Annotated in this window: 13 protein-coding genes and 1 pseudogene; 8 read left to right on the top strand and 6 right to left on the bottom strand. The window is 71.1% G+C overall.

Annotated features, from left to right (window positions below):
- Nucleotide 1: 1 nt before the first annotated feature.
- A pseudogene (locus GY170_RS15425) lies at nucleotides 2-490 on the top strand (PaaI family thioesterase); the annotation flags it as partial.
- An 84-nt stretch (nucleotides 491-574) separates the two neighbouring features.
- Nucleotides 575-1,927, top strand: a complete 1,353-nt coding sequence (locus tag GY170_RS15420; protein ID WP_163895198.1) for an MATE family efflux transporter — start codon at nucleotides 575-577, stop codon at nucleotides 1,925-1,927.
- On the opposite strand, the gene GY170_RS15415 is transcribed toward GY170_RS15420, so the two are convergent.
- Both GY170_RS15415 and GY170_RS15410 read right to left on the bottom strand, forming a co-directional pair.
- Nucleotides 1,924-2,967, bottom strand: coding sequence for a quinone-dependent dihydroorotate dehydrogenase (locus GY170_RS15415; protein WP_163895396.1), 1,044 nt, complete (start codon nucleotides 2,965-2,967; stop codon nucleotides 1,924-1,926). The two genes, GY170_RS15420 and GY170_RS15415, sit on opposite strands and share 4 nt — an antisense overlap.
- 59 nt (nucleotides 2,968-3,026) lie before the next feature.
- The gene (locus tag GY170_RS15410) at nucleotides 3,027-3,359 is read right to left on the bottom strand and encodes a DUF952 domain-containing protein (RefSeq protein ID WP_163895196.1); all 333 of its coding nucleotides are present in this window, start codon (nucleotides 3,357-3,359) and stop codon (nucleotides 3,027-3,029) included.
- Between the two features lie 148 nt (nucleotides 3,360-3,507).
- On the opposite strand from GY170_RS15410, the gene GY170_RS15405 reads away from it, so the two are divergent.
- The 4 genes from GY170_RS15405 to GY170_RS15390 all read left to right on the top strand — a co-directional run bounded on the left by GY170_RS15405 (nucleotide 3,508) and on the right by GY170_RS15390 (nucleotide 7,832).
- Entirely contained in the window at nucleotides 3,508-5,073 is a 1,566-nt protein-coding gene (locus tag GY170_RS15405; protein ID WP_163895195.1) for a bifunctional metallophosphatase/5'-nucleotidase, read from the top strand.
- A gap of 598 nt (nucleotides 5,074-5,671) precedes the next feature.
- Nucleotides 5,672-5,980, top strand: coding sequence for a DnaJ family domain-containing protein (locus GY170_RS15400; RefSeq protein ID WP_163895193.1), 309 nt, complete (start codon nucleotides 5,672-5,674; stop codon nucleotides 5,978-5,980).
- Nucleotides 5,977-7,167 carry a class I SAM-dependent methyltransferase gene (locus GY170_RS15395; RefSeq protein WP_163895191.1) on the top strand — a complete coding sequence of 397 codons (1,191 nt, stop codon included), beginning with the start codon at nucleotides 5,977-5,979 and terminating at the stop codon, nucleotides 7,165-7,167. The genes GY170_RS15400 and GY170_RS15395 overlap by 4 nt, the downstream gene beginning before the upstream one ends.
- Nucleotides 7,167-7,832, top strand: coding sequence for an SOS response-associated peptidase (locus tag GY170_RS15390; protein ID WP_163895189.1), 666 nt, complete (start codon nucleotides 7,167-7,169; stop codon nucleotides 7,830-7,832). The genes GY170_RS15395 and GY170_RS15390 overlap by 1 nt, the downstream gene beginning before the upstream one ends.
- A gap of 143 nt (nucleotides 7,833-7,975) precedes the next feature.
- Here the strand turns inward: GY170_RS15390 and GY170_RS15385 are convergent, their stop codons facing one another.
- Nucleotides 7,976-8,827: a helix-turn-helix domain-containing protein gene (locus GY170_RS15385; RefSeq protein WP_163895187.1), complete on the bottom strand. Its 852-nt coding sequence runs from the start codon at nucleotides 8,825-8,827 to the stop codon at nucleotides 7,976-7,978.
- Nucleotides 8,828-8,910: 83 nt separating this feature from the next.
- Between GY170_RS15385 and pobA the strand changes: the two genes are divergently transcribed.
- Nucleotides 8,911-10,080: a 4-hydroxybenzoate 3-monooxygenase gene (pobA, locus tag GY170_RS15380; RefSeq protein WP_163895185.1), complete on the top strand. Its 1,170-nt coding sequence runs from the start codon at nucleotides 8,911-8,913 to the stop codon at nucleotides 10,078-10,080.
- A gap of 20 nt (nucleotides 10,081-10,100) precedes the next feature.
- Here the strand turns inward: pobA and GY170_RS15375 are convergent, their stop codons facing one another.
- From GY170_RS15375 to GY170_RS15365, 3 genes are all read right to left on the bottom strand, one after another.
- Entirely contained in the window at nucleotides 10,101-11,021 is a 921-nt protein-coding gene (locus GY170_RS15375) for a pirin family protein (protein WP_163895184.1), read from the bottom strand.
- Between the two features lie 63 nt (nucleotides 11,022-11,084).
- Nucleotides 11,085-11,636: a methyltransferase domain-containing protein gene (locus GY170_RS15370; protein ID WP_163895182.1), complete on the bottom strand. Its 552-nt coding sequence runs from the start codon at nucleotides 11,634-11,636 to the stop codon at nucleotides 11,085-11,087.
- Nucleotides 11,633-12,637 carry a CE1 family esterase gene (locus tag GY170_RS15365; RefSeq protein ID WP_163895180.1) on the bottom strand — a complete coding sequence of 335 codons (1,005 nt, stop codon included), beginning with the start codon at nucleotides 12,635-12,637 and terminating at the stop codon, nucleotides 11,633-11,635. The genes GY170_RS15370 and GY170_RS15365 overlap by 4 nt, the downstream gene beginning before the upstream one ends.
- 186 nt (nucleotides 12,638-12,823) lie before the next feature.
- On the opposite strand from GY170_RS15365, the gene GY170_RS15360 reads away from it, so the two are divergent.
- Nucleotides 12,824-13,726, top strand: a complete 903-nt coding sequence (locus GY170_RS15360) for a sulfotransferase family protein (RefSeq protein ID WP_163895179.1) — start codon at nucleotides 12,824-12,826, stop codon at nucleotides 13,724-13,726.
- Nucleotide 13,727: the final 1 nt, after the last annotated feature.

Raw genomic sequence — 13,727 nt, 5'->3', positions numbered from 1 at the left:
GATGCGCTCGCCCGAGCCCGTCCAGATCGTCAAGGCGCGGCGCGACGCGGCGCTGGGCCGGCTGGTCACCGGCGTGCCCTACCTGCGCTTCCTCGGCATCCGCTTCGACCGGCGGGGGGACGAGCTGACGGCGGTGCTGCCTTACCAGGAGATGATGATCGGCAACCCCATGCTGCCGGCGCTGCATGGCGGCGTGACGGCGGCGTTCCTAGAGGTGACGGCGATCATCGAGCTGGCCTGGGCCTTCGCCTGGGAGGAGATGGAGGCCGGCAGCACGGCAGAGGATGCACCGCCGCCGCGGCTGCCGAAGACCATCGACTTCACGACCGATTACCTGCGCGCCGGCCTGCCGCGTGACGCCTATGCGCGGGCGCGGGTGAACCGCTCCGGCCGGCGCTACGCCTCCGTCCATGTCGAGGCGTGGCAGGACAACCGCGCCCGGCTGATCGCGCAGGGCACCGGCCATTTCCTGATGCCCAACCGTCCGGGCGCTGCCCCGCCGGCAGAGGGGGCGCCCCCGGCGCCCGAGTTCGATGCCCGCGGCAATGGCCCGGGCGGGAGCGACGGCTGACCCATGGCTGACTCCAAGGCCGAGGGGCCGCTCACCCACCGCCGCATCCTTGCCATCGCGCTGCCCATCGTGCTGTCCAACGCCACGGTGCCGATCCTCGGCGCCGTCGATACCGGCGTCGTGGGCCAGCTCGGCCTGCCGCAGCCCATCGGCGCGGTGGGCATCGGCGCCATCATCCTGTCGTCCATCTACTGGATCTTCGGCTTCCTCAGGATGGGCACCACCGGGCTCGTCGCGCAGGCGCGGGGCGGCGGAGACGTCGGCGAGACCGGCGCGCTGCTTATGCGGGCGCTGATGATCGGGGGGGCGGCGGGGTTCGTCTTCGTCCTCGCGCAGGCCGGCGTCTTCTGGGCCGCCTTCAAGCTCGCCCCCGCTTCGGCGGAGGTGGAGGAGCTGGCGCGCCGCTATCTCGCCATCCGCATCTGGGGCGCCCCCGCCGCCATCGCCATCTACGCCGTCACCGGCTGGCTCATCGCGATGGAGAAGACGCGGGGCGTGCTCCTGCTGCAGCTGTGGATGAACGGGCTCAACATCGGGCTCGACCTCTTCTTCGTGCTCGGCCTCGGCTGGGGCGTGGGCGGCGTCGCGGTGGCGACGCTGATGGCGGAATGGTCGGGGCTGGCGCTCGGCCTCTGGCTCTGCCGCGCCGCCTTTACCGGCGAACAGTGGCGCGACTGGGCGCGCATCTTCGACCGGGAGCGCCTGCGGCGGATGATGAGCGTCAACGGCGACATCATGATCCGCTCCGTCATCCTGCAGGCGGGCATCACCACCTTCCTCTTCCTCGCCGCGGGGGAGGGGGACGTGGTACTGGCCGCCAACCAGGTGCTGCTGCAGTTCCTCAGCATCGTCACCTATGCGCTCGACGGCTTCGCCTTCGCCGCCGAGGCGCTGGTCGGCGCGGCCCTGGGCGCCGGGGACCGGCTGCGCTTCCGCCGTGCCGCGATCATGGCGAGCTGGTGGGGGCTCGGCCTGTCGGTGCCACTGGCGCTGTCCTTCTGGATCTTCGGGCAGGACATCATCGCGTTGATGACCACCGCCCCGCGGGTGAGGGAGGCGAGCGCCCATTTCCTGCCGTGGGTCATCGCCGCGCCGCTGGCCGGCATCGCCAGCTGGATGCTCGACGGCGTCTTCATCGGCGCCACGTGGACACGCGCCATGCGCGGCGCGATGATCCAGGCGGGGCTCGTCTACGTCGCCGTCCTCTGCGTCCTCGTGCCGCTCTTTGGCAACCACGGGCTATGGGCCTCGATGCTGATCTTCTACGTCGCCCGCGCCGTCACGCTGGGCCTGCGCTACCGCAAGCTGGAGGCGACGATCGGCGCCCCACCCGAGATGGGGCGGCAGGCCGCCTAGGCCAGCCAGCGCTCCCGATCCGTCCCCACCGCCTCGCGGACATTGGCGAAGCCGTCGCGGGCGAGGAGGGCATCGAGCTCCTCGAGGATCTCCCCCGGCAGATTCAGCCCGCCGAAGACCAGGCCGGTGTACATCTGCACCGCCGAGGCTCCGGCCTGAATCTTGTCGTAGGCGTCCTGCGCGCTCGCCACCCCGCCGACGCCGATCAGCGGCAGCGAGGTCATCCCGGAGAGCTGCGCCAGCACCCGTGTCGACTTCTCGAAGAGCGGTGCGCCGGAAAGGCCCCCCGCCTCCCTCGCCAGCGGCGAGGTCAGCCCCTCGCGGGAGAGCGTTGTGTTGGTGGCGATCAGGCCGCTCAGGCGCGTCTGCTCGGCCAGCGTGGCGATATCCTCCAGCTCCGCCTCGCTTAGGTCGGGGGCGATCTTGAGGAAGACGGGCACGATGGTCGACAGCTCCGCCCGGGCGGTCATCACCTGCTCCAGCAGCGCCGCCAGCGCGTCTTTCCCCTGCAGGTCGCGCAGGCGCTCGGTGTTGGGGGAGGAGATGTTGATGGTGACGAAATCGACGAGGTCGCCGCAGCGGCTCAGCACGGCGGCGAAATCGGCGGCGCGGTCCTCGCTGTCCTTGTTGGCGCCGATGTTGAGGCCAAGCACCCCCGGCGGGCGCCACGCCAGCCGGGCGGCGACGTCATCCATCCCCCGGTTGTTGAAGCCGAAGCGGTTGATCGCCGCGCGGTCCTCCGTGAGGCGGAAGAGCCGGGGGCGGGGGTTGCCGGGCTGCGGGCGGGGCGTGATGGCGCCGATCTCGGCGAAGCCGAAGGGCATGCGGGCGAGCGCGTCGAGCGCCTCGCCGTTCTTGTCGAACCCGGCGGCGAGGCCGAGCGGGTTGGGCAGGAGCAGCCCGCCGACGCTCGTCGTCAGCCGGCTGGAGGTGACGGGCCCTGTTCTCGGCCCCAGCCCCAGGCGCAGGGCGCGCAGCGCCAGATTGTGAGCCCTCTCCGGCTCCATCCGGTGGGAGAGGGCGAGCCCGTAGCCATCCATGAAGCTCGCGGTGCGCGCCCTGAGATCATCCCAGAAACCGCGCTCCTCCTCGGGGCGGGTCATGCCAGCGGCGGGAAGCGGTGGCTGCCGCCCTCGAGCGTGAGCGGCACCGCCTCCTTCACGTCATCCAGCCGCAGGGGGCCGTAGAGATGCGGGAAGAGCTGGCCGCCGCGCGACGGCTCCCACTCCAGCGGCGACAGCTCCTCCGACTCGAGCGTCAGGAGCCAGAGCCCCTCCTCGCCGGCGAAGTGCTTCGCCGCCGTCTCGGTGACCTGGGCGGCGGTGGAGAAATGCACGTAGCCATCGGCCACGTCGATCGGGGCGCCCCTGGTCGCCCCGTTCGCCTGCAGCTCGTCCCATTCGGGGCCACGCAAGATTTTGTAGATCTGCATGATTTCGCTCCTGCCTGTGCTTTCAGCAGTGGTCAAGCGCCCGCAGCGTCACGGCCCTGTCATCGCGGGCAGGCAAGGGCAGGGCGTTGACGCTTGGACACAGGAAGCCCAAGCTGGCCCGATAACCAATAAACAGGGAGATATCGCGATGACCCTTCGCCTTCTCGCGACCGCCGGCACCTTGGCGCTCGTCGCCGGCGCCGCCCAGGCCGACTTCGATCTGACCGTGCTGCACACCAACGACTTCCACGCCCGCTTCGAGCCGATCTCGGCCTTCGATTCGACCTGCCCGGCCGAGGACAACGAGGCCGGCGAGTGCTTCGGCGGCACGGCCCGCCTCGTCACCGCCATCGCCGATGCCCGCGAGCGGCACGAGAATTCCATCCTCGTCGACGGCGGCGACCAGTTTCAGGGTTCGCTGTTCTACACCTACTACAAGGGTGAGATGGCGGCCGAGTTCATGAACCAGCTCGGCTACGACGCGATGACCGTCGGCAACCACGAGTTCGACGATGGGCCGGAAGTGCTGCGCGGCTTCATGGATGCCGTCGACTTCCCCGTCCTGATGTCCAACGCCGACGTCTCGGGCGAGGAGCTGCTGGCCGACGTGCTGGAGAAATCCACCACCATCGAGGTGGGCGGCGAGACCATCGGCCTCATCGGACTGACCCCGCAGGACACTGACGAGCTGGCCTCGCCGGGCCCGAACATCACCTTCTCCGACCCCTCCGAGGCGGTGCAGGGCGAGGTCGACAAGCTGACGGCCGAGGGCGTCAACAAGATCATCGTCCTCTCCCACTCCGGCTACGGCGTGGACCAGATGGTCGCCGAGAACACCACGGGCGTCGACGTCATCGTGGGCGGCCACACCAACACCCTGCTGGGTGACATGGAAGGGGCCGAGGGCGCCTACCCGACCATGGTCGGCGACACCGCCATCGTCTCCGCCTATGCCTACGGCAAGTTCCTCGGCGAGCTGAACGTGACCTTCGACGACGAGGGCACCGTCATCTCCGCCAGCGGCGCGCCGATCATCATGGACGCCGCCGTGGTCGAGGACCAGGCGGCCTTGGACCGCATCGCCGAGCTGGCGGTGCCGCTCGACGAGATCCGCAACGAGGTGGTGGCCGAGGCCTCCGGCCTGATCGAGGGCGACCGCACCGTCTGCCGCGCGATGGAATGCTCCATGGGCAACCTCGTCGCCGACGCCATGCTCGACCGCGTCGCTGATCAGGGCATCCAGATCGCCATCGCCAACTCGGGCGGCCTGCGCGCCTCCATCGACGAGGGCGAGGTGACGATGGGCGAGGTGCTCACCGTGCTGCCCTTCCAGAATACGCTCTCCACCTTCCAGGTGAGCGGGCAGACGATGATCGAGGCGCTCGAGAACGGCGTCAGCCAGATCGAGGAAGAGGCCGGCCGCTTCCCGCAGGTCGCGGGCATGTCCTTCACCGTCGATCCCTCGGCCGAGGTGGGCAGCCGCATCTCCGACGTCATGGTCGCCGGTGAGGCGATCGACCCCGAGGCGATGTACGGCGTGGTCTCCAACAACTACGTCCGCAACGGCGGTGACGGCTACGCGATGTTCGTCGATGCCGAGAATGCCTACGACTACGGCCCGGACCTCGCGGACGTGACGGCGGAATACCTCGCCGACAACACGCCCTACGAGCCCTACACCGACGGGCGCATCACCATGATGGGCAGCGAGTGATCGCCGCGAGCGAGTAACCCGCGCCAAAGGGCCATCGCGGCCCCCGCCCCTCTGCCGGGCGGGGGCCGTTTTCTTGTCAGGCCCCCACCGCCGTGTTGCCGGCCGCGAAGTGATCCAGCTGGTCCTGCCGCGCCTTCTGAAAGGCCGACCGGTAGGTGCCGCACCTCATGTAGGCGGCGGCAGCGGGATAGGGAGAGGTCGTCGAACCTCTCCACGACGCGCGGGATGTCCACCATCAGGATATCGGCGATGGAGAACTCCCCCACGAGCCATGTCCGCCCTTCCAGCGCGCTCTCCAGAGGGTGAGCATGGAGGCCGCCTCAACGGAGTTGAGCGCGGGAAGGACCCCGGCGAGGGCAGGGCCCCCCCGCACAATCGGCGGGGGCTGTCCATTTGCGCCGCCGGCCGCTGCCCTGACGCGCTCCCGCCCGCCCTCCCCGCGCGCCAGGGCAGCGGCCTCTCCCGCGGCTCCCGACCCGGCCCCCTTCATCTGGCCGGAAATACCTCGGGGGTGCGGGGGCAGGGCCCCCGCGACGGCCCGGCTTGGCGATCCCGCCGCATCGCCTTATCTTCGCCGGGCCGGCCGCGAGGGAGAGCCATGGACCATCCGCTGATCGATCTGATCTCCGCCCGCATCGCCGAGGCGGAGCGGAACGGGGAGTTCGACAACCTCCCCGGCGCCGGCAAGCCTCTGCCCCGCCATGACGACCCGGAGAACGTGCTCCTCAACCGCCTGATGGCGGAAAACGGCGCGGTGCCGGAGTTCGTCACCCTGTCGCGCAAGCTGGAGGGCCTGCGCGCCGAGATGGCGGCGACGGGGGAGCCGCTGCGCCGGCAGGACATCCTCAAGGACATGTCGATGATGGAGGCGCGGATCGCGCTGGCGCGGAGGGCCTGGGGCTCGTGACGGGCGTGCGCGCCCAGTACGAGGCCTTCCCCTACCCGGAGCGGGACCCCAAGGACGAGGCGAAGCGCCTCATCGGCGGCTCGCCATCGCACCCGGTGGAGATCGACCATTTCCTCTTCGGCGGGCAGCGCGACTGGTCGCAGCCCTTCCGGGCGCTGGTGGCGGGGGGCGGCACGGGGGACGGGCTGATCCAGCTCGCCCAGGTGCTTACCTCCGCCGGCAAGCCGCATGACATCCATTACATCGACCTCAGCGAGGCCTCGCGGAAGATCGCCGAGGCGCGGGCGAAGGCGCGGGGGCTGGAGGTGACGTTCCACACCGGCTCGCTGCTGGACGCTGCCGACCTCGGCACCTTCGACTACATCGATTGCTGCGGTGTCCTCCATCACCTCCCCGAGCCGGCGGAGGGATTCCGGGCGCTGCGCGCCGCACTGGCGCCGGGCGGGGGCCTCGGCTTCATGGTCTACGCGCCCTACGGGCGCAGCGGCGTCTACCCGCTGCAGGAGGCCTTCGGCGCGCTCTTCGAGGGGCTGGAGCCGAAGGCGCGGGTGGCGTCGGCGCGCAAGGTGCTGGCGAAGCTGCCGGCGGGCCACCCCTTCAAGCGCAACCCGCATCTGAAGGATCATGAGAACGGCGACGCTGGCTTCTACGACCTCCTCCTCCACGGGCAGGACGTGGCGATGGATGTGCAGACGCTCCTCGGCCTGATGGACGAGACCGGTTGGGAGCTCGTCTCCTTCACCCAGCCCGCCCTCTACGACCCCGCGCCGCTCTGCGAGCTGCCGGAGGGCATGGGGGCGCGGGCGCGCATGGCGCTGGCCGAGCGGCTCCACGGCACCATCAAGTCCCACGTCGGCTACGCGGTGGCCCGAGGGGAGGGCCGTGCCCCGGCCTCGGCGGCGGAGGGGGACCCGGTGCCCCACCTGCGGCTCGGCCAGCGGGACCAGGTGACGAAGCTCCTCGCCAATTCCCGGCCGTTGCCGATCAATGCCTCGGGTATCGAGATGCCCATCCGACTGCCGCCGAAGGCGGCGCGGCTGATCTCCGCCGTCGACGGGCGGCGGCGGCTATCGGAGGTCTTCGCCGAGGCGCGGATGGACCGGGACGAGGCGCTGCCGCTCTGGCAGCGGATGGAGGGCGCCTTCACCGGCATCGGCGCGCTGCACTACTCCGAAGGGCTGCGCTGATGTGCGGGCGGATGGCGCTGACCCTGCCGAAGGAGGCGATGGTCTCGCTCTTCGAGGCGGTGCCCGCAAACGACCTGCCGGCGACGCCGAACTACAACATCTGCCCGACGGACAGCATCCACGCCGTGACCTCCGCCGAGGGCCAGCGCCGGCTGCGGCCGATGCGCTGGGGGCTGCTGCCGAAATGGTACAAGGCGCCGAACGGCGGGCCGCTGCTGATCAACGCGAGGGCCGAGACGGTGGCCGAGAAGCCCGCCTTTCGTGAGGCGATCCGCTCCCGCCGCTGCCTGATCCCGGCGAGCGGCTTCTACGAATGGTCTAAGGACGAGGACGACAACCGGCTGCCGTGGTTCGTCCACCGCAGCGACGGCGCGCCGATGGTCTTCGGCGGGCTCTGGCAGGAGTGGCAGGGCGAGGGCGGCCCGCTCACGACCTGCGCGGTGGTGACGCTGGCGGCGGGGGAGGAGATGTCCCGCATCCACATCCGCCAGCCGCTGGTGCTGGCCCCCGAGGACTGGCCCCTCTGGCTGGGCGAGGCCGGCCACGGGGCGGCGACGCTGATGAAGGTGCCGCCGGAGGGGACGCTGACGCTCTACCGGGTGGACCGGGCGGTGAACTCCAACCGGGCGGAAGGGCCGGGGCTGCTGGAGCCGCTGGAGGGGTAGCGACCTGACATCTCAAGGGTTCCGTGTGTCGGGGCGGGCGGTGTGCGGGTTGAGATTGCGGGACCGGGGGGCCAGCCCCCCGGCCCCCCCGAGGGTATTTTGGGCCAGATGAAAACAGGGAAGGGCCGGGGGCTGTGTGCGGGCTATGCCACGAACGGCGCCCGGAAGGCGCTGGGGCTCTGGCCCGTCACCCGGCGGAAGACGCGGCTGAAATAGGCGGGGTCGTCGAAGCCGAGGCGGTAGCCGATCTCGGCGACGTCCTCGCGGGTGTAGGCGAGGAGGCGCTTGGCCTCCTGCATCAGCAGGAGCTGGGCATAGGCCAGCGGCGAGTAGCCTGTGGCGCTGCGGCAGTGGCGGGTGAGCTGGCTGGTGGAGAGGCCGAGGGCGGCGGCGCAGGCGGCGATGCTGGAGCGGTGCTCCGGGTCCTCGCGGATCAGTGCCTCGAAGCCGGCGATGGTGGCGCGGGGGCGAGAGGGGGACGGGCGGGCCGTCTCCTCCGCCTGCGCGAGAGCGCAGAGTATCTGCAGGACGAGCGCGCGCAGCAGCGGGCCGCGCGCCGGCTGGCGGGCGAGGCGCACCTCGTGCAGCGTCGTGAAGGCCTGCGCGGCCAGCGGCGGCGCGGGCAGGCGGCGGGGGGCATCGGCGAGGCGGGCGAGCTCCGGCTCGCCCTCCGTCAGGCGCGCCATCTCGGTATTGGGAACCGAGACCACGTAGCCCTCGATCCCCGGCTCGAAGGTGAAGCCGTGGACGGTGAGGCGCGGGACGGAGATGATCTCGCCGCCCGCCACCGGGCGACGCTCGCCATCCAGCTCCATCTCGCCGCCGCCGTCGATGATGAGGAACACCTGGTGCAGGCCGAGATGGCGGTGCGGGGCGATGACCCAGCCGTTGGGGCGGGCCCGGTCGCGGAGGCGCTCGCAATGGAGGACGTCGGGAAAGTCCCGGCTCTCGCCGTAGAGGGCGTAGGCGGGAATGAGGGCGCCGGCGTCTGTCATGCGCCGATCATGCCAGCCGCGGTGGGCTTCGTCCATGTATCCGCGGGTGTGCTGCGCCTATTCTCCCAGCGGGGAGGACATCCATGCGCACTCAGGTCTGCATCATCGGTGGCGGCCCGGCGGGCCTGCTGCTCGGCCAGCTTCTGCACCGCGAGGGGATCGACACGATCCTCCTCGAGCGGCGGACGGAGGCGCATGTCCTCTCCCGCATCCGCGCCGGCGTGCTGGAGCGGGGCTTCATCGGCCTCATGCACGAGGCCGGCGTCGCGGACCGGCTGGAGCGGGAGGGGGAGCGCCACGGCGGCGTCGTGATCGGCGCGGGGGCCGAGATGATCCGCCTCGATCTGGCCGGGCTGACGGGGCACGGCGTCACCGTCTACGGGCAGACGGAGGTGACGCGGGACCTTTACGGCGCCCGCCACGGCGCCGGGCTGCCGACGCTCTTCGAGGTGGACGAGGTGGCGATCGGCGGGCTGGAGGGGGCGGCGGCCGAGATCTCCTTCCTCCACGAGGGGGAGCGGAAGACCATCACCTGCGACTACGTCGCCGGCTGCGACGGGTTCCACGGGCCGTCCCGGCAGGCGATCCCGGAGGAGCGCCGGCGGGAGGTCGAGAAGGTCTTCCCCTTCGGCTGGCTCGGTATCCTCTCCGAGACGCCGCCGGTGCATGAGGAGCTCATCTACGCCACCTCCGACGCCGGCTTCGCCCTCTGCTCCATGCGCAGCCAGAGCCTGTCGCGCTACTACGTGCAGGTGCCGATGAGCGAGCGGGTGGAGGAGTGGTCCGACGACCGCTTCTGGGAGGCCCTGCGTGCCCGCATCCCGGCCGAGGCGGCGGAGCGACTGGTCACCGGCCCGTCCATCGAGAAGAGCATCGCGCCGCTGCGCAGCTTCGTCTGCGAGCCGATGCAGTGGGGGCGGCTGTTCCTCTGCGGGGACGCCGCCCATATCGTGCCGCCGACGGGGGCGAAGGGGCTGAATACCGCGGCCTCGGACGTGCACTACCTCTGGCAGGCGCTCACCGCCCGCTACGCGGAGGGCGACGAAGGGGTGCTCGGCACCTACTCGGAGCGGGCGCTGGCGCGGGTGTGGAAGACGCAGCGCTTCTCGTGGTGGATGACGCAGCTCCTCCACCACTTCCCCGAGCAGACGCCCTATGATCGGCGGGTGCAGGAGGCGGAGCTTGCCTTCCTCAAGGAGAGCGAGGCGGCGCAGCGGGCGCTGGCGGAGAATTACGTGGGGCTGCCGTATTGAGCCGCCCCTGCTGAGCCGCGTCAGGGCGCCGGCACATGCTCGGCGTCGTCGCCCGGGGGCAGGGTGAAGAGCCCCTCGCCCCAGCGGCCGGCCTTCCAGTCGGCCTTCGCCGCCTCGATCCGCTCCCGGCTGGCGGAGACGAAGTTCCACCAGATGTGCCGGTGACCGTTCATCGTCTCCCCGCCGAGCACCATCAGCCGCGCGCCCTGCTCCCCGGCCGTGACGGTGATCGCGTCGCCGGGGCGGAAGACCATCATGCGGCCGGCCTCGAAGGGCTCGCCCGCCACCGAGATGCTGCCGGTGGTGATGTAGAGGCCGCGATCCTCGTGATCGTCGGGCAGGGGGTAGCGGGCGCCGGGGGCGAGCGTCACGTCGAGGTAGAAGGCCTCCGAATGCAGGCGCGCCGGCGCCGTCTCCCCATAGGCGCGGCCGAGGAGGAGGCGGGCGGTGATGCCCTCCGCCTCCAGCAGCGGCAGTTCGGGGCGCCCGTGATGCTCGAAGCTCGGCGCCACCTCCTCCTTGTCCTCCGGGAGGGCGACCCATGTCTGGATGCCGAAGAGGCTGTTCGGCCCCTGCCGGCCCTCGGCGCTCGTGCGCTCGGAATGGGTGACGCCCCGGCCGGCGACCATCCAGTTCACCTCGCCGGGGCGGATGAGCTGGTCGGAGCCGAGGCTGTCGCGGTGATGGAAGTCGCCCTGGTAGAGGTAGGTGACGGTGCCGAGGCCGATATGCGGGTGGGGACGGATATCCACCCCCTGCCCGGTGAGGAACTCCGCCGGCCCGGCCTGATCGAAGAAGATGAAGGGGCCGACCATCTGCCGCTGCTGCGAGGGCAGGGCGCGGCGGACCTCGAAGGCGCCGATGTCGCGGCTGCGGGGGACGATGACCGCCTCGATGGCCTCGGGCGGCGTGTCGTCGGCGATGTTCGGGTTCCAGCTCATCGGCGTCATCCTCTGCTTGGCCTCAAGATAGGGACGGCGCGGGCCGGGCGAAAGATGCGCCGCTCAGCCGCGCGCGGACGGCCCCTCGCGATAGACATAGGCGGTGTACTCGTAGATCCCGTAATCGGAGCGGATCACCACGCGCCGCCCCGCCAGCCGGTAGAGGAAGGCCAGCAGCCGGTCGGTGGGGACATGGAAGAGATCGTCCCGCCGCCAGTCCACCACGTCGGACATGACATTGAAGGCGATCCCCCGCTCGGCCAGTCCCCACATGGCGGTGACCATCCGCACCATGAAGTCCCACATCTCCTCATGGGCGAGGCTGTCCTTCACGGTGAAGAGGCCGTTGGCGACGACATGGGTGAAGCGCTCCCGCGGCGGCTCTGCAAGCAGGTCACGGACCTCGAAGCGGGCGGCGGGGAAGCGGGCGGGGGGATGCGCCTCGCGGGCACGGGCGATGGCGGCGGCGGAGATGTCGAGGCCGAGGTAGGCCTCCGGCGGGGTGCCGGCCTCCGCGAGGTGGGAGAGGAAGCGCCCGGTGCCGCAGGCGAGGTCGCAGAGCCGGCCGAGGCCGCCGGGCGGGGCCAGCACGAGGATGGGGGCGGGCGGGCTCACAGCCCGAAGCGCCGGAAGAAGGCCAGCATCTCGGCGGTGGCATCGACATCGCGGCTGATCGTGCCGGCGAGGCGCCGCCCGCCACCGACGTCGGAGCCGGGCCAGTTATGGCCGCCACCTTCGATGATGTAGAAGGCCAGCGCCGCGCCGCCGGAACACTCGTAGCGCACGAGGCGCACCTCGGTTCCGTCGCTCGTGCTGTCGGCCAGCGCCTCGCGGCTGGCGCCGCCGCAGCTGTCCTGCCGCGCCCAGAAGCCGCGCGTCCCCTCGGCGGAAAGGACCGTGCCACCGACGCCGAGCCCGAGGAGGGGCGCGCTCGCGATCTCTCCGCCGCCGAAGGGCATCAGCCGGTCGTCGGTGCCGTTGAAGAAGATCATCGGTGCCGGCGCCGCCGGGTCGCAGCTGCGGCTGAGGTCGGCGGGCATGGTGGCGGCGATGACGCCGTAGGCGGCGAAGGTGCCACTCGCCTCGCAGGCCAGCCGCTGGGTGAAGAGCCCGCCGTTGGAGATGCCGGCGGCGAAGGCGCGGGCGGGGTCGATGCCGTAGCGCCGCGCCGCATCCGCCAGCACGGCGATGGCGAAGCCGACATCGTCGCGCCCCGTCTGCGTCTCCGCCCGCCCGTCGTTCCACTGATCGCCGCCGGCATTGGGGTAGAGCGCCACCAGCTCCCCCGCCGCGACCCGTGTCCCGAGGCCAGAGGCGAGGGCGGCGTGGGTGCCGTCCCCCTCGCCGCCATGGAAGACCATCACCACCGGCAGGCCGGCGCCGCCGCCGGGGGGCAGGGCGGCGTAGTAGCTGCGCTCCTGCCCGGCATGGGTGAGGGTGACGAGCTGCAGCCCTTCCACCGCCGCCCCGCCGCCACCACTGCCGCCGCCGGCGCGCTGGCGCAGGAGCTGGCGGATCGGGCCGTTGCCCTGCGCCTCGGCCGCCGCGGCAAGCGTGGCGAGGGCGAGGCTGGCGGCCAGAAGGGCGAGGCGGGCAGGGCGGAGGAGCTGCGGCATCGAACCGATGTCCTTTGCGGGCTGGCGGGCCGGCGGCCACTCACGCCGCGCTCTCCTGACTTAGAACCCTGCTGACGGTCGGGCAAGCCGGGCGGTCCGCCTGTTGCCAGGTGCGGCGGGTGCGGCTAGGTTTACGCTGGGTCCGGTTGGACGCGGCCGACCCGTGTATTGAGAGAACGAGTTTTCATGCCCGATCCCCTGTTCATCATTGCGCCCGGGCGGTCCTACACCTCCCTCGTCGGCGGAATGATCGGTCAGCACCCCGATATTTACGGGCTGCCAGAGGTCAACCTGTCCGCCATCGACACCATGGGACAGCTCCTGCAACGCCTGCAGGGCCCCTTCGACTTCGGCCTCGCCGGGCTGCTGCGCCTGCTCGCCGAGCTGCACGAGGGCGAGCAGAGCGAGGAGGCCGTGGTGCGTGCCCGGCAATGGCTCTCCGAGCGGCGCCACTGGACGACGCGGGAGATGTGGGACCACCTGCAGGAGGAGGTGGGCGACAAGATCATGCTGGAGAAGAGCCCGCTCAACAACTTCCGCATCGAGCATCTGCGCCGCCTGCTGGACATCTTCCCGAACGCCAGCTTCCTGCACCTGACCCGCCACCCCGGCACCGCCGGCAAGAGCTCCATGGCGCTGCGCGAGCAGCTGCGCGAGGGGCGGGGCGCGGGCGGCGAGGGGCAGAAGACCCGCTCGATGGACCCCGAGCAGGGGTGGCTGCGCGCGCAGAAGAACATCATGGAGTTCTGGCACGACCTCTCTGTCGGCCAGTACATGCGCGTGAAGGCCGAGATGCTGCTGCGCGAGCCGGAATTCTACCTCGGCCAGATCTGCGAGTGGCTGGGCATCCGCACCGATGCGGAGGCGATCGAGGCGATGCTGCACCCCGAGGCCTCGCCCTATGCCTGCATGGGCCCGCCGAGCGCCAAGTTCGGCAACGACCCGAACTTCCTGAAGAACCCGGTGATCGATTTCGACCGGCTCAAGAAGATCAAGGAGCCGCCGCTGGAGGCCGGCGCCGAGTGGCGCGGCGGCGAGGCCTTCTACAAGGACACCCTGAAGCTGGCCCGCCAGTTCGGTTATGCGTGAG

Source organism: Pseudoroseicyclus tamaricis, from assembly GCF_012070395.1.
Classification (GTDB): domain Bacteria; phylum Pseudomonadota; class Alphaproteobacteria; order Rhodobacterales; family Rhodobacteraceae; genus Pseudoroseicyclus_A; species Pseudoroseicyclus_A tamaricis.
Note: the sequence above shows the minus strand (reverse complement) of the source record. Positions and strands in the feature narration are given on the sequence as shown.